This window comes from Arthrobacter sp. AL12 (assembly GCF_029960645.1).
Lineage (GTDB): Bacteria > Actinomycetota > Actinomycetes > Actinomycetales > Micrococcaceae > Arthrobacter.
Genome location: NZ_JASBQY010000012.1, coordinates 67,059 through 85,284, shown reverse-complemented (window position 1 = coordinate 85,284; position 18,226 = coordinate 67,059). Strand labels below are relative to the sequence as shown.

General features: G+C 65.0%; 19 protein-coding genes and 2 pseudogenes. 13 read left to right on the top strand and 8 right to left on the bottom strand.

Going from position 1 to position 18,226, the window contains the following annotated elements:
• Positions 1-485 precede the first annotated feature (485 nt).
• The 3 genes from QK291_RS13590 to QK291_RS13580 all read left to right on the top strand — a co-directional run bounded on the left by QK291_RS13590 (position 486) and on the right by QK291_RS13580 (position 4,509).
• Positions 486-1,076, top strand: coding sequence for a low molecular weight phosphatase family protein (locus QK291_RS13590; protein WP_282382750.1), 591 nt, complete (start codon positions 486-488; stop codon positions 1,074-1,076).
• Between the two features lie 59 nt (positions 1,077-1,135).
• Entirely contained in the window at positions 1,136-2,218 is a 1,083-nt protein-coding gene (locus QK291_RS13585) for an LCP family protein (protein WP_282382748.1), read from the top strand.
• Positions 2,219-2,292: 74 nt separating this feature from the next.
• The gene (locus QK291_RS13580; protein WP_282382746.1) at positions 2,293-4,509 is read left to right on the top strand and encodes a S9 family peptidase; all 2,217 of its coding nucleotides are present in this window, start codon (positions 2,293-2,295) and stop codon (positions 4,507-4,509) included.
• 122 nt (positions 4,510-4,631) lie between these two features.
• Here the strand turns inward: QK291_RS13580 and QK291_RS13575 are convergent, their stop codons facing one another.
• Positions 4,632-4,778 (bottom strand): hypothetical protein, encoded by a 147-nt coding sequence (locus QK291_RS13575; protein WP_282382743.1) that lies wholly within the window; start codon positions 4,776-4,778, stop codon positions 4,632-4,634.
• Between the two features lie 97 nt (positions 4,779-4,875).
• On the opposite strand from QK291_RS13575, the gene QK291_RS13570 reads away from it, so the two are divergent.
• The 4 genes from QK291_RS13570 to QK291_RS13555 all read left to right on the top strand — a co-directional run bounded on the left by QK291_RS13570 (position 4,876) and on the right by QK291_RS13555 (position 6,700).
• Positions 4,876-5,142 carry a GlsB/YeaQ/YmgE family stress response membrane protein gene (locus QK291_RS13570; protein WP_282382740.1) on the top strand — a complete coding sequence of 89 codons (267 nt, stop codon included), beginning with the start codon at positions 4,876-4,878 and terminating at the stop codon, positions 5,140-5,142.
• A gap of 141 nt (positions 5,143-5,283) precedes the next feature.
• The gene (locus tag QK291_RS13565; protein ID WP_282382737.1) at positions 5,284-5,544 is read left to right on the top strand and encodes a hypothetical protein; all 261 of its coding nucleotides are present in this window, start codon (positions 5,284-5,286) and stop codon (positions 5,542-5,544) included.
• A gap of 251 nt (positions 5,545-5,795) precedes the next feature.
• Positions 5,796-6,095, top strand: a complete 300-nt coding sequence (locus QK291_RS13560; protein ID WP_348994577.1) for a hypothetical protein — start codon at positions 5,796-5,798, stop codon at positions 6,093-6,095.
• Entirely contained in the window at positions 6,071-6,700 is a 630-nt protein-coding gene (locus QK291_RS13555) for a hypothetical protein (RefSeq protein ID WP_282382735.1), read from the top strand. The genes QK291_RS13560 and QK291_RS13555 overlap by 25 nt, the downstream gene beginning before the upstream one ends.
• A gap of 530 nt (positions 6,701-7,230) precedes the next feature.
• Here the strand turns inward: QK291_RS13555 and QK291_RS13550 are convergent.
• Positions 7,231-7,437, bottom strand: coding sequence for a hypothetical protein (locus QK291_RS13550; protein WP_282382732.1), 207 nt, complete (start codon positions 7,435-7,437; stop codon positions 7,231-7,233).
• Positions 7,438-7,938: 501 nt separating this feature from the next.
• Here QK291_RS13550 and QK291_RS13545 point away from each other — a divergent pair.
• Entirely contained in the window at positions 7,939-8,148 is a 210-nt protein-coding gene (locus tag QK291_RS13545; protein ID WP_282382729.1) for a hypothetical protein, read from the top strand.
• Positions 8,149-8,246: 98 nt separating this feature from the next.
• On the opposite strand, the gene QK291_RS13540 is transcribed toward QK291_RS13545, so the two are convergent.
• The 5 genes and pseudogenes from QK291_RS13540 to QK291_RS13520 all read right to left on the bottom strand — a co-directional run bounded on the left by QK291_RS13540 (position 8,247) and on the right by QK291_RS13520 (position 14,118).
• Positions 8,247-8,837 (bottom strand): sigma-70 family RNA polymerase sigma factor, encoded by a 591-nt coding sequence (locus tag QK291_RS13540; RefSeq protein WP_282382726.1) that lies wholly within the window; start codon positions 8,835-8,837, stop codon positions 8,247-8,249.
• A gap of 273 nt (positions 8,838-9,110) precedes the next feature.
• Complete coding sequence (locus tag QK291_RS13535) at positions 9,111-9,362, bottom strand: hypothetical protein (RefSeq protein ID WP_282382724.1); 252 nt, start codon at positions 9,360-9,362, stop codon at positions 9,111-9,113.
• A 131-nt stretch (positions 9,363-9,493) separates the two neighbouring features.
• On the bottom strand, positions 9,494-10,129 hold the full coding sequence (locus tag QK291_RS13530) for a TetR/AcrR family transcriptional regulator (protein WP_282382721.1): 636 nt from the start codon (positions 10,127-10,129) through the stop codon (positions 9,494-9,496).
• A gap of 1,244 nt (positions 10,130-11,373) precedes the next feature.
• A pseudogene (locus tag QK291_RS13525) lies at positions 11,374-11,692 on the bottom strand (DDE-type integrase/transposase/recombinase); the annotation flags it as partial.
• Between the two features lie 65 nt (positions 11,693-11,757).
• Entirely contained in the window at positions 11,758-14,118 is a 2,361-nt protein-coding gene (locus QK291_RS13520; protein ID WP_282382718.1) for an arylsulfatase, read from the bottom strand.
• 270 nt (positions 14,119-14,388) lie between these two features.
• Here QK291_RS13520 and QK291_RS13515 point away from each other — a divergent pair, with 270 nt between their 5' ends.
• Positions 14,389-15,378, top strand: coding sequence for a formylglycine-generating enzyme family protein (locus QK291_RS13515; protein ID WP_282382716.1), 990 nt, complete (start codon positions 14,389-14,391; stop codon positions 15,376-15,378).
• Between the two features lie 90 nt (positions 15,379-15,468).
• Here QK291_RS13515 and QK291_RS13510 read toward each other — a convergent pair whose 3' ends face one another.
• A complete protein-coding gene (locus QK291_RS13510; protein ID WP_282382714.1) occupies positions 15,469-15,720 on the bottom strand; it encodes a helix-turn-helix domain-containing protein in 252 nt (83 codons plus the stop codon).
• A gap of 218 nt (positions 15,721-15,938) precedes the next feature.
• On the opposite strand from QK291_RS13510, the gene QK291_RS13505 reads away from it, so the two are divergent.
• The 4 genes and pseudogenes from QK291_RS13505 to QK291_RS13490 all read left to right on the top strand — a co-directional run bounded on the left by QK291_RS13505 (position 15,939) and on the right by QK291_RS13490 (position 18,215).
• Positions 15,939-16,169 carry a PadR family transcriptional regulator gene (locus QK291_RS13505; RefSeq protein ID WP_282382712.1) on the top strand — a complete coding sequence of 77 codons (231 nt, stop codon included), beginning with the start codon at positions 15,939-15,941 and terminating at the stop codon, positions 16,167-16,169.
• Positions 16,170-16,319: 150 nt separating this feature from the next.
• Positions 16,320-16,448, top strand: a pseudogene (locus QK291_RS13500) (ATP-binding cassette domain-containing protein); the annotation flags it as partial.
• Positions 16,449-16,537: 89 nt separating this feature from the next.
• On the top strand, positions 16,538-17,308 hold the full coding sequence (locus QK291_RS13495; RefSeq protein WP_282382709.1) for a hypothetical protein: 771 nt from the start codon (positions 16,538-16,540) through the stop codon (positions 17,306-17,308).
• A 253-nt stretch (positions 17,309-17,561) separates the two neighbouring features.
• Entirely contained in the window at positions 17,562-18,215 is a 654-nt protein-coding gene (locus tag QK291_RS13490) for a peptidoglycan-binding protein (RefSeq protein ID WP_282382707.1), read from the top strand.
• Positions 18,216-18,226 lie beyond the last annotated feature (11 nt).

Below are 18,226 nucleotides of genomic sequence, written 5' to 3'. Positions count from 1 at the left end.
GGTGTTATGGATCGTGAAGCCAGTCGGAGCAGTTCCGCTCCTCACTGTGCCTGCAGTTTTTGTTGGTGCGTATTGTACCGTCGAGCCGTCCCCATCAAGGGTGATTGTCGCGGTCCGCGCCGACGCCGCCGCGGCCGGCGCTGCAATAGCGGCCGCGATAACCGGCACGCTCCATGCGGCGCCCTTAACAACAGCCCGGCGGTCGAAAGTGGCTCTCGGTGCGGCCAGGCTCTTTGTCTCCGACATCGTTTTACCCCAAGTTCTTGTGCGGCGAACCCCCCCATGGGGCCAGCTCCTGCCGAGCGTGTCGGCAACCTCTGACGACTGTACGCAGAAAAGCGTGAATCTTCAATATCAAGATGCTTTATTTTCAAGAACGACAGAAAGCAGCCCTATCTCCCTAAAGGGACCCGTAGCGCCCGCCCCGGCTAGACTCGAAAGCCACGCCACAGCCACGAGTCTCGCTACCGGAAGTTGGGAAAACCTTGGAAGCGCCCCACCCCGTCCGCATCCTGACGGTCTGCACCGGCAACATCTGCCGCTCACCGGTCGCCGAGCGCCTGCTGCAGACCGGCCTGGACCAGGTCCAGCCCGGCGCCTTTGTTGTGAGCAGCGCCGGAACCCGGGCCATGGTGGGAGATCCGATCCAGCCGCCCTCGGCCGAGATCATCAGGACCTACGGCGGGACCCCGGATGATTTTGCGGCCCGGCTGCTGACGCCCAAAATCCTCCGGGAGTCTGACCTGGTGCTGGCGATGACCGCCAAACACCGCGGTGCTGTGATGCAGATGGATGCGTCCCTGCTGAAGCGCACCTTCACCATCCGCGAGTTTGCCCGGATGCTGCAGGTCCTCGAACAGCGCGACGCGCCGTCCGCCGTCGTCGACCTTCCCGCGTTCTGGCGGGAACTCCCGGCCCGGGCAGCGTCCGTGCGGCACCTGTCGCTGGCGCCGGAGGCCGCCGACAACGACGTGGTGGACCCCTACCGGCGCGGCCAGGAGTTCTACAACCAGATGGAGGACGAGCTGGCCCCGGCCATCCTCACCATCCTGCGGTTCGCCCGCCAGCACGGCTGACCGAATCTGCCTCTGCGCCGCCAGCACTATTTGACGCAGCGCGGTGGTAATGTCCGGCCATGGGAACGTCGCCGGAACCAGCAGAAGCAGCCGCAGGCCCCGCCGCGGCACCGGGCGGATTGCACCGCCGCCGCACCATTGCCATCGCCATCATTGCCGGGCTGGTGGTCCTCGCCGCCGCCGTCGCCGCGTTCCTGCTGAACCAGCCGCGCACCGAAACCGCGTCCCCGGCGCAGACCTCCGCCCCGGCACCGGGGCCAACCACGCCCGAACCCGCCCCGGAACCCACCCCGACCCCGACCCCGGATCCGCCGCCCACCGCGCTTAACATCCTGCTGGTGGGCAGCGACAGCCGGGTCAATGCCCGGGCCGCCGCGGCGTCCGGCGCCACGTCGGACCAGCGCGGGGACGCCCTGGTCCTCCTCCATCTCCCGGCGGACCGACAGAGCATCTACGGCATCTCCATCATGCGCGACGTCTGGGTGGACGTCCCCGGCTACGGCGCGGCCAAGGTCAACGCCGGGCTGGAGCTCGGCGGACTGCCGCTCATGACGCGGACCGTGGAGGCCCTGCTGGGCCAGCCCATCACCCACACCGTGATGCTGGACTTCGAGGGCTTCGCCGCCCTGACCGATGCGCTCGGCGGGGTGGACGTCAATATCCCACGAGGCTTTCAGGGGACCGTCGACGACTTTGTGTATTTCCCGCCGGGGGTGAACCGGCTCAACGGGCTGCAGGCGCTGGCCTTTGTCCGCGAGCGCCACGCCTTCTCCGACGGGGACTACCAGCGGGTCCGGAACCAGCAGACCTTCCTCAAGGCCGTGATGGCCAAGATGGCCGCCGAGGGCGGGCTGTCGGACCGGGGCACCGTGAAGCAGCTGGTGCAGACCGTCCTCCCCCATGTCACGGTGTCCCCGGCGCTCACGGTGGAGACGCTGGAACAGCTGGCGTTCAGCCTGCGCGGCACGTCCCCGGGCAACGCCGTGTTCTTCACCCTCCCCACCGCCGGCACGGGATTCAGCCGGGACGGGCAGTCCATCATCCTGCAGAACCCCGCCGCGACCGCCGCCGTGGCCGCCGCGCTGGCCTCCGGCACCCTGGCCGAGTACGTCGCCGCGAACGGGCTGCAGAACGGGAACTGAGACGCTGCGCGGGCCGCGGCCGGGTGGCCCCGGCTGGTGGCGGACTCCCCCTCCCCGGGCGGTAGATTGGGTCCATGACCCAGACTCCCGTGCAGCCGTCCCCGCAGCCCCCGGTTGCCAAGAAGATCCCCGCCCTCCGCACGCACCACGGTGATGCCTTCGAGGACAACTACGAGTGGCTGCGGGACAAGGAATCCGCCGAGGTCGTGGAACTCCTCAAGGCCGAGAACGACTACCAGGAGGCCGTGACCGCCCACCAGGAGCCGCTGCGCGAGGCCATCTTCGGCGAGATCAAGGGCCGCACCCAGGAGACGGACCTCTCCGTACCCAACCGCAAGGACGGCTGGTGGTACTACACCCGCTCGGTGGAAGGCAAGGAATACGGCATCCAGTGCCGCGTCCGGGCCCGGGACACCGGGGACCGCGTCGCCGACTGGACGCCACCCGCCGTCGAGGTCGGCGTCGAGGTTCCGGGCGAGGAGATCCTGCTGGACTGCAACGTCGAGGCCGAGGGCAAGCCGTTCTTCGCCGTCGGCGGGGCCGCCGTGACCATCGACGGGAACCTCTACGCCTACGCCGTGGACAACGCCGGGGACGAGCGATTCACGCTGCGGATCAAGGACCTGCGGACCGGGGAACTCCTGCCCGACGTGATCGAGAACATCTTCTACGGCATCTCCTTCTCCCCCGACGGCACCCGGATCTTCTACACCGTGGTGGACGACGCCTGGCGGCCCTACCAGGTGAAGTCCCACGTGCTCGGCACGCCCGTCGAGGGGGACGAGGTCATCTACCAGGAGGACGACGTCGCCATGTGGCTGGGCTTCGAGCTCTCCGCCGACCGGCGCCACCTGGTGCTGGGCATCGGGTGTTCCGAGTTCAGCGAGACCCGGCTGCTGCGCTTCGACGCGCCCGACGCCGGGCTGGCCACCGTGATCTCCCGGGACGAGCGCATCCTTTACGAGGCAGAGCCGTTCCTGCTCACCGACGCCGCCGGGACGCAGGCCGAGGCGATCGTGCTGACCCACAACAGGGACGCCATCAACTCCATGGTCTCGCTGCTGGACCCGGCCGAGCTCAAAAAGCCGCTCGCCGAGCAGCACTGGACCACCGTCGTCGAGCACTCCGACCAGGTGCGGGTCAACGGCGCCGGCGTCACCTCCACGCATCTGGTGGTCTCGGTCCGCAAGGACACGATCGAGCGGGTGCAGGTCCTGCCGCTGGCCGGGCTGGGCACGCCGGAGCAGGGCGCGCCGGTGGAGCCGGCCTTCGAGGAGGAGCTCTACACCGCGGGCGTGGCCGGGTCCGACTACGCGGCCCCCGTGATCCGGATGGGCTACACCTCCTACTTCACCCCGTCCCGGGTCTATGACTTTGTGCTGCCCACCGCGGAACAACCCGCCGGGGAGCTGCTGCTGCGCAAGGAAAGCCCGGTGCTGGGCGGTTACTCCGCCGCGGACTACGTCGCCACCCGCGAGTGGGCGGAGGCATCCGACGGGACCCGCATCCCGCTCTCCGTGCTGCGGCACGCCTCGGTGGTCCGGGACTCGACGGCGGCGGGGCTGGTGTACGGCTACGGCTCCTACGAGATGAGCATGGACCCCAGCTTCGGGATCCCGCGGCTGTCCCTGCTGGACCGGGGCATCGTGTTTGTGATCGCGCACATCCGCGGCGGCGGGGAACTGGGCCGGCACTGGTACGACACCGGCAAGAAGCTGCAGAAGAAGAACACCTTCACGGACTTCATCGCCGCCACCGACTGGCTGGCGCAGTCCGGCTGGGTGGACCCGGCCCGGATCGCGGCCATGGGCGGCTCGGCCGGCGGCCTGCTGATGGGCGCCGTCGCCAACCAGGCGCCGGAGAAGTACGCGGCCATTGTGGCCGCCGTCCCGTTCGTGGACGCCCTGACCACCATCCTGGATCCCGAGCTGCCGCTCTCCGCGCTGGAGTGGGAGGAATGGGGCAACCCGATCACCGACCGCGCCGTGTACGAGTACATGAAGTCCTACACCCCGTACGAGAACGTCCGCGCGGTGGCCTACCCCAAGATCGCGGCGGTCACCTCGTTCAATGACACGCGGGTGCTCTACGTGGAGCCCGCCAAGTGGGTGCAGCGGCTGCGCGAACTGAACACCGGCAGCGAGCCGATCGTGATGAAGATCGAGATGGAGGGCGGCCACGGCGGCGCCTCGGGCCGCTACGTGCAGTGGAAGGAACGCGCCTGGGACTACGCCTTCGTCGCCGACTCCCTGGGCGCGACGGAGCCGCTGCCGGGCGCCGGGGTTAAGTAGGGCGCCCCCTCCTCCCCCATCGGTTGCTCCGTAACCGCCCTTTTGAGGCTTCAGAAGGGCCGTTGCGGAGCAGCGGATGGTCTTGGAGCTGGGTTGGCGTTCACCTTCCGAAACACGGCACCCTAGCGCGCTACGAGCAGGGCCTGCGGGGCGGCCTGCTTCATCCGGGTCTGCAGCCAGCGCAACTGGACGGCGGGTTCCCCGTCACACCGGGACACGAGGTCGAGGAGCTCGCGGTCCCGGAGGGCCGAACCGGCTTGTTTGACCACGCACCAGTGGCAGGTATTGCGGAATCGTAAGCATGCTGATTAAATCATTGATACGGCCGCTGACTCGCGACGGCCCCAAACCAAAGGAAGTGCAGTCATGGGCATTCTCGGATTTCTTCTGCTGGGGCTCATCGCAGGTGCGATCGCTAAGGCCATCCTTCCAGGCCGCCAAGGCGGCGGGTGGGTGATCACTCTGGTTCTGGGCGTCGTGGGAGCAATCCTGGGCGGCTGGATTGGTTCGTTGATCTTCGGCGGAGGTCTCGCCGACTTCTTCGACCTGCGGACCTGGCTCCTCGCCATCCTCGGCGCCATCATCGTGTTGCTGGTCTACGGAGCCGTCGCCGGACGCCGGAGCAGGGTGTAACGCTCGGTTATCGGCCGGTGGGAGTCTCAAGGGCAACCTAGAAGACCCTTTGCCCGGCACCCCCTCGAGCCGGCCGGGGAGAGAAATAGGAAACAGCGCAGGCAATCTCATGACAATCAAGGTCAAAGGGATGATGCCCATATGAGCGAGAAACACGACGAGCCGGCGCAGGACCGTGGGCCGCACCAGCATTCCCATGCAGTGCCGACGACGCAGCAGATACGCACTGTCGGGCAGCGTCGGCGGCAGGCGGAGGAAAAGCTGGAGCATCACTTGGAGGAAGCGCGCCACAAGAACGAACACCACTCCAATAGCGCCTTCCGGATATCCGAAAGCGAAACCGCTGCCGAGGAAACAGTGGGTGGAGGCGATTCTGCCGCCACCCACCAGGATGACGGCTGACCGCTGTAGACCGCGTCGACATGGGCCGCCAGCGTTATGAGCGGTACAGGCCACCAAACCATCCCGGCAGAGGTGCGACGGCCACGGCCGGAGTCCGACACCGGAAATCCACTGGTGCGGTGGCTGCTGAAGCATCGTCTCCAGCCGGTGGTCGGTCCGGAGAGCCCGGAAGACCACGCTGTTCCGCAGGCCTGGTGGAAGGTCATGTGCCTGACCGGCGTCGACTACTTCTCCACCCTGGAAAGATCTTTGTGCTGATCCTTCTCGGATTTGTCGCCACGTCCTGGATCATCACCATCACGCTCTCCTCGGCGGACGCCACGGTGCACATGCTGGAGAATCCCTACATCCCCGAGTTCATGCACGGCCAGGCCGTACTCATCACGGTGGTGCTGTTGCTCATCGTGGGCGGCGTTTTCCTGCTCGGATTCAGCGAAGCCGTGGTGGTGGCGGTATTCCTGGTCCTGAATGCCGCCACCACCACGGCTTCGCCGGCATCGTCGAGGTCATCAACAACCCAGCCGCAATGGCCGCCTGGACCGGGGACCTGACTTCGCGTGGCGGCCTCGGGGATATCGTCGGGCCCGCCCTGATTGCGTTTCCGCTCACCCGCCGGCTGCTGACGACGGCCGCGGCCATCATGAGCGTCTATCTGCTGGGCAGCAGGTGGCTGAGAACGTCATCGAGAAACCCGACGGACTGGCCATCTCTGGGGTTCTTCATCCTGGGCATCATTGCGATCTCGCTGGTCTCCCGGATCGCACGGACCACGGAACTGCGCGCGGACATCATCAGGTTCGACGACACCGCCCGCCGCTTCATCGCCGACTCACTGGACCACGACGGGGCACTGAACCTGATTGCCCACCGCCGCCAGGCCGACGACCCCGCGGAATACGCAGAGAAAGAGGTGGACCAGCGCGGCCAGAACGCTGTCCCCGGGACCGCTGACGTCATCTTCCTCGAAATCGACATCATCGACCCGTCCAACTTCGAGGGGACCCTCGACGTTCACGGCGTCGACGTCGACGGCCACCGCATCCTCCGGGTGGAAAGTCCCGCAGCCCCCAACGCCATCGCCGCGATTCTGCTGGCACTCAGGGACACCACCGGCGTCATTGGGAATGGTCTGAAGGGAACCCCCTCGCCCACCTGATGCGGTACCTTCTCCTGGGACGCGGGGACACCCCTCCCGTCGTGCGGGAGATCATCCGGCAGCACGAGACGGATCCCGCCCGACGCCCGCGTCCACGTGGGGTGATGCGTTCAAGGATCCCGACGTCAGAATGGACCCTGGCGGCCGACGAACGCCACCCCCGGTCCCGCTCGATGCTTCCCGCCACCGGGCACGGTCCCTACAGCACTTGTCGCTACGGTTCCGGGGTGGCGACGCGCAACGGGCCCAGCGCGCTCGCATGCCCGTAGCGCTGTGCCGTCCCCGCGTCACGGTGTCAGATTCAGAAGTCGTCTGCACGGAATGTCAGAAGTCGTCCGCACGGGACCAAGACGGGACCACGCCGTTGTGTGCGAATCAGCCCTCATTCGCTGAAGAATTTATCCGCTGGGCCGAGAAGACGGTCCAGCCACTACCGTCTCCTGCCGCCCCGGCCACCAGAGATGCTGACTGCCGGGAACCAGCAGAACGCCTGAGGGATCGGCTCCAGGGCCTGTGGTGGTGCCGATCCCTCAGGCGTGGTGAAATTCCTCGAGCGTCCAGGCCAAAACGAGTATGTCGGAACCGGACAGAGTCTTCAGGCCGTAAATGAAAGCGTCCAGGTCCCATGCCTCGGCGTGGCCTCCGTTTGCCCAGAACCCTAGCGAGAGATCCAGCAGGGTGAAGTTTCCGTCGTCCAGGCCGTTCCTGACCACTCGGCGTAGAACGTCGACGTCCATTGATTTCCTCCCGTACCAGGGGTCCTTCCCGGTACCGCGAGCCCCTACGATGGCGAAGGCCGCTTGAGCCAACCGGCTTGCCCTGGCTTCGCGCTGGTGGGTTCGAGCTTCCTCTCGGAGTCCCGGTGGCGCTGGCCCGTGGTGCTCGTATCCTGCCGGGACGGTTTTCCGGGATGATCTCCAGGCGGGGTCGGCACGTATTGTTCCTCGCCGCCAAGAGAAGAAGCGCCTTATCAGCGCTGTGCGTTCTCGCTCCTGTCCCTATGGTCCCACCGTGACGCGCCGGAGACTAGGGCAGTTTTCCCTATGACTCCAGGCGTCTGAGTCTCTGAGTCAGTACTCATGGGTCCATAAATGTCAGGGAGCTCTGACAAAAACCACAGCATCGCGTGCCGCCGCTCAATACTTTCGGGGACTGCCTATGGCGTCGACTTCGGTGAGATCGTCCGGGGGTAGCAACAGTGTCTTGTGGTGAGGCTGACGCCTTTCTAGCATTGGGATATGGACGCCCGATCCCGGGCCCGAGACCTCGTCGCAACCAGCGAGATGTCTTTAGACGAAATTTGGCTCAGCTATTTTAGCGTCGGCGGTAACGCCGGGCCCTTTGAACTGGAAGCCTTCATCTACGGTCTTGACGAGCTTGGTCAGATCGACCTGATGCTGCTTGAACGCGCACTGACTGCTGCGCTCCCGCCTGACGTCGCTGTCTAACTCAAGGGACGTTTCGACGAAATTCCGCACGGGCAAGGCCCCCGCTGGGCACGCTGGCGGGCCAGATTATCCATGGGGTTAGTCGCTCCAGGCGTCGCCTAGCCGACAGATTCGAGTTGCGTCCTGAGCCTTTGGAGGCCATCCCTGATTCTTGATTTGATCGTGGGCAGCGGCACACAGAGCTTCACGGAGATTTCCCGGTAGGTCAAAGAACCGAAATAGGCAAGGACAATGGATTCGCGCTGCAGAGCCGATAGGCATGCCAACGAAGCGATGAGGTTCCGGGCGTCCATCTTGTCTGCCACGGCATCGAGGACGCCGTCGTGGGCGTTTGGCGCGGTCGCTGCCCATCGATGGTCACGGTTCCGGCTACTTTGGTTTGACCGGACTTTGTCGACTGCCCGTCGGTGGGCGATGGTCATCAGCCAGGCCGTCGGAGTCCCGGTGGTCGGCTGGTATTTCGCTGCGTCCTGCCAGACGACGATGTATATTTCCTGAACGGCTTCCTCGCTGAGCTCCCGGTCGATGATGACGCGCTGGACCAATCCTGTGACCTGGCGGGATGTGCGGAGGTAGAACTCACTGAATGCCTGATGATCGCCCTGTGCCGTGCGCAGCAGCAGACCGGCAAGAAAGTCCCGGGCCTGGTCGGTCGGAGGTGGAACATTCTGCTCAGCGAAAAGGGTCATGGCGCGCCTTCAGATAGGGGAACGGACAACCACGGGTTGGCTGCGCGGACAGGGCGGCCAGATGCTCTGCTGTGGTGTCCAGCACCCGGGAGCTGCGGCAATTGGAACAGAGGACGGCCACCGCGAGAGTGCCTGCCTGCCGACCCGGAACGGTCGGTGAATCAACCTCGAGGTGCAGGTCGGTGTCACACACTGGGCACCAGGGGCGTTTTCCCCGTGGCTGATGCGCGTCCCGAGGTATGTAACTGCTTGACGCTGTGGTCATGGCGGGGTTCACACCACGGCCCGGTAGCTGGTCAGGATGTAGTCCGCAGCCGCCGGTCCCTTCATCCGCAGGCACTGTCCGGGCCCGACGCGATGTCTCATCGCGGCCCAGAAGGTGTGCTCCGTCCGAGGGGTGTAGCGGGACACGCTGCACCAGCTGGTGTAGAGGCCAAAAAAGGAGTCCGCGTCAAGAGTCGAGTCTGACTCCTGTTCACGATAGGTGGCTTCCTGGAGGAACTGGTCGAACTCTGCATACGCCACGATGGCTCTTTTCAATGAGGTGCGGTGGTCCGCCGTTCGGCTACGGCGGCCTCAAAACTCGGTGCCCTGGACAGGGACGCTAAGCGGAACTGCCGGATCATCGTCCGGCGGAGATACAGAGGTGAGGCGAATCAGCTACTTCCCGGCGCGGGCGCCGGACGAGCGTGTGTCAGGGCGTGGTTGTTGTGGATTCCGTTGCTGGTCTTCGCCAGCCCGCTACCGGCTGGAGCGGTGAGGCCCCCGTGGCTGGAGATGAGGGAAACGGCCATCCGCTTGGCCCACACGGCTGCCTCTCTATCTCCTTCGACAGCTGAGATAATGGAGCCCTTCGTCAGGATGTGGCAGGACCGGGCAAAAACGTCCGGCTGATCGAGACCCGCCTCCTCGGCGAGAGTTCGCATAAAGGCCCTTACCTGGGCCAGATAGCTGACGGATGCCTCTCCCAAGGGATGGGTGGGGCCCATTTCCAGCATGGTGCTCACGAAAGCGCAGGCCTGGAAGTCATCCCGGCGAAACCACCCGTCCAGAACATCGAAAATAGCCAGTAACTGGGCTGTTGGGTCGGTGGATCTTTTCCTGCATTCAGCGATGATCTGCTCGACAGTAAGATCCTGATGGCAACGTTCCAGGAAGGCCAGGACCAACTCATCCTTGGAGGTGAAGTGTCCATAGAACGTGGCCTTGGCAACCCCGGCCCGCGAAATCAGCTCAGCTATGCCGACATCGCGGATGGCACGCTGTGCGAACAACTCGTAGGAGGCAGCCAATATGCGCTCCCGTGCGCCAACGCGAGACGGCCGTGAAGGGGCAGAAGTGCCAGTTGGGTCAGCTAATAAGCTCTGAGAGTGTTCCATCACCAGCAGACACTACACGCAACCAGACAGACCGGTCAGTACGGTTCAAGTCCGGTTACGAAAACCGTGTCGCATCCGACCTGAACTGCCGTCGCTGGGCTGCGCTCCGCGTCTGAGCGGCAACTTCACCAACTGGCGAACCCGACCGGATCTGCAGCTACATGAAACCCGCCGCTGAGTTCCACCGCCTTGATCAAAAAAGCCCGGTCTACATAGTCGAAAACGACCCTTTGTGCCTGGGCAGACGACTTCGGCAAAACGACGCCTCATGTCAGTTTCAGTAGTCGTCTGCACTGGATTCCGCGGAAGAACGGGGCTGGTGCAGACGACTTCTGAAACTGACACGCGGGCTATTTTGCGCAGCGGGACTAGTCGAGGAAAGGGTTTTGGACGAGGTATCGCGTGGAGGGGACGCCGTTCCCACGTGTAGCCCTCGTACGCCGGAGCGGTACCGAACGTCAGCCGACCGCTCTGGGCGAAGCGATATACAACGCCGTAGAAATCCACGGCTCTCCCGGCAGGTCTCCCAGGCGTACAAGCCGCTCGCCATAGTAGGCCGGCCAGGCGCCGTCGGCGTCCTATTCAGGGGACCGGACGGGACCGGACCGCGACCAATCGGCGTAAGCCATCAACTGAGGTCTACTGACCTAGTCAAGGACCTTCCGGTGGATGAAGTCGGCCATCCCTGGAACTGTAAAGGCTACGAAGCCCCTGTCGGGAGCGTAAATGTGACCGTTCTTGATCAATACACGTCGTGAGACGGATAGGTCGCTAGTGCGCGATTTGCCAGTGCGCGTGACGAAATCCTGAATTGCCGAGGGACCTCCGCCGTCCTCGGCCATCGCCTTCATGACTTCACGCTGTGCCGGCGTCGCCCTCTCAGCGTGACTGGTACAACCCGCGGTCGACCTCCTGGCGTGCTTTGGCTGCGCCAATTTCTGCGTCCTCGATCGCGATGCGGCCGTTCTCGGTACGCACATCCCAGCATGTTTGCCGCAGGCCTGGACGAAATATGGGTACCCGCCAGACATATGTACTATCAGCTCGAGGGCGGAAAGGTCCCAGTGAACATCCCGCTGCTCGGCCGGCTGCACGAGCGCATCCTTGGTCTCGTCGTCATTCAGCAGGTCCAAGGTCCGGTAGTCATACAACCGCTCGGGGCCCAGGGCGTCTCTGAAGGCGTGTGAGCGGTAGCAGGAGCCGTTATCGGTGAGTACGCGTTTCACGGTGATGCCGGCGGCCTTGAAGGCGTCGTTGGCGCGTTCCCAGAAGCCGGCGGCGGTCTCTTTCTTCTCGTCCTCGAGGATCTCGGTGTAGGCGAAGCGTGAGTGGTCGTCCACGGCGTTGTGCAGGTAGGCGTAGCCGGGGCGCCGGTTCGCCGCGGTCCCTGTCCAGCAGATACCCGATCCGGGCGGGTCCCCACCGCCGGTTCACGCGCAGGGCGATGATCCGCCGCTCCCGACGTTGCGGGGTTCGCGAGCTTGCCGGGTTTATCCGCCCAGCAACCCATAACGTGTTGGGAGCAAAGCTGCTTTTCCGCCTTACTGCTGCGCCATCAGTCGGGCTATATCGGCGTCGCTGTCGCGGATCAACTCGCCCGACACTTCGACTGTCACCGAGTGGATCGTGCCCGTGAACGTGAACGGCGGCTGATAGTTCTTGGTTGCCGGGGCACCAAAGTCGTAACCACAGCTGAGGCCCTCGAGCTCGAATACGTGCGGCGTGGTGTAGGGGAAGTCTGCGTTTCCAACGAGTTTGCCGTCGATGTAGAGCTGGGCGCGTCCGGGCGTTCCTTTGCCCACCTTGAAGTCAGGCGGACCGGTGGGCTCGAACTCGTACCGGACGGCATGCCGTCCCGGAGATAGCGGTTCGGACGAGGACACCTCGAACTGTTCGCGTCCGACGTAGTTGTACAGGTACCGCGGGCGTCCGTCTTCCACGAAGAAGGCGTAGCCGCCGGCATCTCCACCCTGCGCGAGGAGAACGCCACTTGCGCCGTCGGCCGGGATCTCGACGTCGGCCTCGATGGAGTGCGGCCGGTTGTGGATCGGTGGCGCCGCGAAGGCCGGGACCGAGGAGGTGTGCGGGCGATAGATGAAGCGGGTGCGGGGCCTCGATGTCTGCGGACGCTCCGTCGCCAGACGTGCCTGTAGCGAGCCGTCCAGCGGCAGAACTTTGTGCTTCCCGGCTTCCTCCCACCACAGGGCGATCAGCTCGCGCAGCCGGTCGGGGTGCTCGGCGGCGACGTTGGATGACTCCGTGGGATCCTCGTTGAGGTCGTAGAGCTCCCATCCGCTCGCGTCGAGCTGTTGGAGGACCTCCGGTGTGATCGGATCACCCTGTCGGCGGCCCATGGCTGCGGCCTCCGTGTAATTCGGCCCCGGCCAGGGACAGACCGCCCGCCACCCGTCGTGGTAGATGGCCCGATGACCGAACATCTCAAAGTACTGCGTCGTGTGGCCGGTCGGCGCGTCCGCCGCGTCGAAGGAACCGGCGAAACTGACCCCTTCGAGCGGCGCCTGGGCGACTCCGCGCACGGCGGCCGGCGGATCAACGCCAAGGGCGTCGAGAACGGTCGGCACCAGGTCGATCGCGTGCGCGTACTGGCTGCGGACTTCGCCGCGGGCCGCGATCCTCGCCGGCCAGGCGACGACGAACGGGTCGGTCGCCCCACCGCGGTACGTCTCGCCCTTCCAGCGCCTGAACGGCGTGTTGCCCGCCCAGGTCCAGCCCCACGGGTAGTGGTTGTACGTCCGCGGACCGCCCAGTTCGTCGATCATGGCAAGGTTGTCTTCGAAGTTCACGGGAACCTGATTGAAGAACAGCATCTCGTTGAAGGAGCCCTTCACGCCGCCTTCGGCCGAGGCGCCGTTGTCTGAGATGACCATGACCAGGGTGTTCTCGAGCTCGCCGATCTGCTCAAGCGTGTCCAGCACGCGTCCGAGGTGGTGGTCCGCGTGCGAGACGAATCCGGCGTAGACCTCCATCATGCGGGCATACAACCGACGCTCGTCGCCGCTCAGCGAACTCCACTTGGGAACGTCAGGGTCACGTGGCGATAGTTCGGCATCGGCCGGGAACAGGCCGGTCTTCTTTTGCCGGGCGAACACCGTTTCGCGGTAGGCGTCCCAACCTTCGTCGAACCTGCCGCGGTAGCGGTCCGCCCAGTCCTTCGGCACGTGGTGCGGGGCATGCCCCGCCCCGGTGGCGTAGTACAAAAAGAACGGCTTCTCCGGCGCGTTGGCCTCGCTGTCCAGGATCATCCTGATCGCCTGATCCGCCAGATCCTCGCTCAGGTGGTATCCGTCCTCCGGCAGCCGCGGCTGCCGGACCGGCGCGTTGTCCTGGATGAGGTCGGGATACCAGTGGTTGGTCTCGCCGCCTAGGAACCCGTAGTAGCGCTCGAATCCGCGCCCGAGAGGACGGCGGTGGAACGGTCCGGCCGGGGAGTTGTCCTCCGACGGCGACAGATGCCACTTGCCCACACAGAACGTGTTGTAGCCGTGGTCAATCAACATCTCGGGCAGCATGCCATTCTCGAACGGCATCCGGCCGTCGTAACCAGGGAAGCCGGTTGCCAACTCCATGACGGACGCGACTCCGTTGGAATGATGGTTGCGGCCGGTCAGGATGCACGACCGGCTCGGTGAACATAACGCAGGCGTGTGCATGTTCGCGTACCGCAGGCCGCTCGCCGCGACACGGTCGATGTTCGGTGTCTCGACCAGTCCGCCGAAGCAGGAGATCTGTCCGTAGCCCACGTCATCGAGCACGACGAGCAGCACGTTCGGTGCTCCTTCAGCAGCCCGTTGAGGAGCAGGCCAGGCCGCTTCCGACTCCTCGACCGTCCGCCCGGCCACGCCCGGGAACTTGTCACCTGGCTTGTACTCCGTAATGGACATGGGACTTCCCTCGTTGGTTGCTGGTGGCTCACCATTCACTCTGCTCGGCCCCGCCGACCTCCACCTCACCCCAAAGGAATGAACCTGTTGGCCGTGGGCGTCGGATCGATACGGCATGGCGTCTGAGGAACACCTGCCCAGTGGACATCTGATGCGTCTGGAACGATGGCGCGGCGGCAGGTAGCATCGGCTCAAGCCATGGCGCGACGCAACCGGGTCCCCACCTCCCGGAACAGCGGGCCCACGCGGACGGGAAGGACAACGCCCGGCATGCCAGTCACGACGACGATGCTGCGAATTCCAGCCGGCGAGTTCCTGATGGGATCGGACGCCTTCTACCCCGACGAGGGACCCGCGCACCGCGTCCGCGTACCGGCCTTCGAGCTCGATCAGCGTCCGGTCACCAACGCGGAATTCGCCCTCTTTGTTGCCGCCACGGGCTACCTGACAGTAGCCGAGCGGCCGCTGGACCCGGCGGACTTTCCCGACCTGTCACCCCAGGACCTGACCCCGGGCGCGCTGGTTTTCACGCCCTCACCCGGACCGGTGGACCTGAGCGACTGGAGACAATGGTGGCGCTGGGTCCCCGGCGCTTCCTGGCAGCAGCCACTTGGCCCCGGATCCTCAACCGCAGGCGGCGAGGACCACCCGGCCGTGCAGGTGTCCTACGCGGACGCCGGTGCTTACGCCGCCTGGGCCGGCAAACGGCTGCCGGACGAAGCCGAATGGGAATACGCGGCCAGGGGCGGACTATCCGACGCGTTCACCTACGCCTGGGGCAACGAGCCCCGCCCGGACGGCGTGCTCATGGCCAACACCTGGCAAGGGAGATTCCCGTACCTCCACACGGGCGCGAACGGATGGAAGGGAACGTCCCCGGCCGGCACGTTCCCCCCGAACGGGTACGGGCTCTCCGACATGATCGGAAACGTCTGGGAATGGACCAGCAGCTACTACTCGACCCGCCACGACACAGCAGCAGTAGCCGGGACTCACGACAGGGCAGGCGGGTGCGCATGCACGCCGCACCAGGATAAGGCCGCCGAAAGCGCTGAACCCGGGTCCGGCATCCCGCGCCGCGTACTCAAAGGAGGCTCACACCTGTGCGCTCCGGAGTACTGCCTGCGCTACCGCCCAGCCGCCCGCTCCCCACAAGCCGAGGACACGGCAACCTCGCATATAGGATTCCGGTGCGCACGTTCCCTTTACAACTCTGTACCGAAAGCGGACACACCGATAGCCGTGAACGACCGTTCATGAGACGGCGAAGATGTCAGTTTCAGGAGTCGTTTGCACCAGCCGTCGTTTTGTTCGAAGGCGCGTGCGCCAACCGCCATCGACGCTGGGCTCCTACGCATCCTGCTGGTCCTCAGCGGTCAGTGTTTCCGGTGGACGGGGCGGCAGATAACGGTAGAGGCTGGAGCGGGTGATACCCGTGGCTTTGACGATCTCGGAGATGGACTGATTTTCCTGGTCGCGAAGGTGTGCGGCGTAGGCGAGCTTCGCTGGGTCGATCAGGCTGGGTCGGCCGATCCGTTTGCCTTTAGCGACGGCGACGGCACGCGCGTGGGCTGCGCGTTCGATCGCGTAGGTTCGTTCCATTTGGCCGAAGAGGAGGATCCCCTGGCCTCGTAGTGCGTCAATCTGCCGGTCAAGGTCCTGTTTCGCGGTCGAGACACGGGTGTCAGTTTCAGAAGTCGTCTGCACCGAATGTCAGAAGTCGTCTGCACGCACCTATGCAACTCCGTCGCGTAATCCCTCGGACTTGCAGCCTGTCTTTTTCCTTGCGTCCGGGGCCGCGACACGGTGACGTGCATTGGATGCAAAGCTACTCTTACGACCGCTACTTCGGAGCCGGAAAAGCTTTGGCTTTCGGGAAGGTGTACTCCACCCTGGCTCGAATGGTCCGTGACGAACTGATCCGGGACCTGGGCGAAGAGTCCGGCGGCGGTCCGGACCGCAAGAAATACGAGATCACCGTCGCCGCCCAGGAAAGGGTGCGCGAGTGGCTGTTCACCCCCGACGTTCCGTCGGAGTCCCTGCAAAGCTAGCTCTTTGCCAAGACGGTGATCGCCTTGTTGCTCGACGACGACGACGCCGACCGGCTGCTCGATGTGCAGCGCAGCGAACACATGGCTCGGATGCGTGAACTGACCCGCCGGAAGAAGGACGCGGATTCGGACAGGCGGCGGCATTGCGGGGGCATCGACCTCGACGCCCACGCAGGGGAGGTCCTCGCCGTCATGGGCCCGTCCGGATCCGGCAAGTCCACGCTGCTGCACTGCCTGGCCGGTGTTCTTGTCCCCGCCGGCGGTTCGGTGACCTACCGTCCCGTTTGCGGGCCTCAGTACCTACCCCTTGTAGCCGCTGACACGTGGGCGTAACGTGCCCATCACAAAGCTCGCCCTTGGAGGCCTCCATGTCCTCGCTGCTACGCCGCGCTATAGCCTTGGCATCGATCTTTTCCGTCGGACTACTCGGGCCCGTAGGCCTCTCGGCTTGCACCGCCACCGAGGCACCGCCCCCCGCATCGACTACCGAGACGCCGCCCTCCGCGTCGACTACGGAGGCTCGCACGGTCCCACCGCTGCCCACGGTCCCACCGCTGCCGGACAGCGGCGACATCGACGCTGGTACATACCTCGTCACCAGCTTCGCAGAGAATTTCGAGATCACCGTCCCAGACGGCTGGTCGGCCGACGGCGATGGCCTGGGAAAGGACGACCCGGATCACCCGGATGATATGGCGGTTTTCGTGGGTTGGTGGCCCTCCGACCATGTGCCGACGGACGCATGCGCGTGGCAGGGCGCGCTCGTCGAGGTCAATCCGTCGGCTAAGGCCTTCGTCGACGCGATGACGGCCCAGACGTCAACGTCCAGCACCCCTCCCGTCGAGGTCGTGGTGGGCGATTACTCCGGTGTCGAGTTCGACCACTCCGTCGAGGGCGACGTGGACATCAAAGCCTGCGACAACGGTCAGTTTTGCGTTCACTCCGAATACTCGAACCTATGCACCCGCTGGTACTCGACCGCCGCTGAACGGGAAACCTACCGGGTGGTCGACCTGAACGGCCAGCGCGCCATGTTCTGGGTGGTCCAATTCCACGAATCGATCAATCCAGAGCTGACCAGAGAAGCACGCACCGTCTTCGACTCGATCGTGTTCAAGGTCCGACAGGTGACCAGCTGATGCGATAGGCGATCCCGCCTGCGGGGCGCCGACCCCGCCTCCGAACCAACCCGAGTGCTTCGTTGCGTGCTGTCAGATTCAGCGCAGACGACTTCTGAAAATGCGGAGCAACGGATGAACCTGGGAGGGATTTTTCGGGAGCTGCCTATCGGATAAATGCTAATCGTGCTTACTATTGACTCGCATCAGGCACGTTTGGTCTGGAAACTGCTCACTGGGGGCAGCAGGAACCGTGCCGGGACTGGAGTTTTTCGTGAGCACCGAACAGGATCTGACCCCGCTGAGCGACGACGAGCTGATGGCCGAGGCAGGCACCGCGCTTCCGGACAAGGAAGTGGCCTCCATTCTGGACCTCAACGCGGACCTGGACCTCGGCATCAACGCCGCCGCACCGATTGACCTCGCCGTCGCGGCCAACGCCAACGTCGCCGCCCCAATCGACGCCGCGGCCTCGGCGAACATCCTGTCCTTCGGCTCGGACGCCCAGGCGCTCTCCGACCAGGGCGTCATCATCAACCAGGGAATCACGGCCGACGCCACTGCCGAATCCGCGCAGGACAGCACGATCGAACAGGAAACCGGCAGCACCGACGGCAGCGACACCGGCGCAACCGAGGTGACGGCGGAGGACGGCGCCCTGCCCACCGACGTCGCCGGCGCCCTGAACTCGAACCTGCTCAACGTGAACGTGGACCTGGACGCCTCCGCCGACATCGCCGCCCCGATCAACGGTGCCGTGGCCGCCAACGCCAACGTCGCTGCCCCGATCGACGCCGCGGTCGCCGCCAACATCGGCTCGATCGACAGCAACGCCTACGCCGTCTCACAGCAGGACGCAATCATCAACCAGAACATTGAGGGCGAAGCCACGGCCTCGGCCGACCAGCAGTCCGACCTCCGGCAGTAGTCCCCGGGATG

Excerpts from the sequence above, each read along its gene's own strand:
- QK291_RS13580 (WP_282382746.1), top strand. The coding sequence starts at position 2,293 with ATGACCCAGACTCCCGTGCAGCCGTCCCCGCAGCCCCCGGTTGCCAAG.
- QK291_RS13540 (WP_282382726.1), bottom strand. The coding sequence starts at position 8,837 with ATGACCCTTTTCGCTGAGCAGAATGTTCCACCTCCGACCGACCAGGCC.
- QK291_RS13495 (WP_282382709.1), top strand. The coding sequence starts at position 16,538 with ATGTCCTCGCTGCTACGCCGCGCTATAGCCTTGGCATCGATCTTTTCC.
- QK291_RS13515 (WP_282382716.1), top strand. The coding sequence starts at position 14,389 with ATGCCAGTCACGACGACGATGCTGCGAATTCCAGCCGGCGAGTTCCTG.
- QK291_RS13570 (WP_282382740.1), top strand. The coding sequence starts at position 4,876 with ATGGGCATTCTCGGATTTCTTCTGCTGGGGCTCATCGCAGGTGCGATC.
- QK291_RS13505 (WP_282382712.1), top strand. The coding sequence starts at position 15,939 with ATGCAAAGCTACTCTTACGACCGCTACTTCGGAGCCGGAAAAGCTTTG.
- QK291_RS13545 (WP_282382729.1), top strand. The coding sequence starts at position 7,939 with ATGGACGCCCGATCCCGGGCCCGAGACCTCGTCGCAACCAGCGAGATG.
- QK291_RS13520 (WP_282382718.1), bottom strand. The coding sequence starts at position 14,118 with ATGTCCATTACGGAGTACAAGCCAGGTGACAAGTTCCCGGGCGTGGCC.
- QK291_RS13555 (WP_282382735.1), top strand. The coding sequence starts at position 6,071 with ATGGCCGCCTGGACCGGGGACCTGACTTCGCGTGGCGGCCTCGGGGAT.
- QK291_RS13550 (WP_282382732.1), bottom strand. The coding sequence starts at position 7,437 with ATGGACGTCGACGTTCTACGCCGAGTGGTCAGGAACGGCCTGGACGAC.
- QK291_RS13585 (WP_282382748.1), top strand. The coding sequence starts at position 1,136 with ATGGGAACGTCGCCGGAACCAGCAGAAGCAGCCGCAGGCCCCGCCGCG.
- QK291_RS13565 (WP_282382737.1), top strand. The coding sequence starts at position 5,284 with ATGAGCGAGAAACACGACGAGCCGGCGCAGGACCGTGGGCCGCACCAG.
- QK291_RS13510 (WP_282382714.1), bottom strand. The coding sequence starts at position 15,720 with ATGGAACGAACCTACGCGATCGAACGCGCAGCCCACGCGCGTGCCGTC.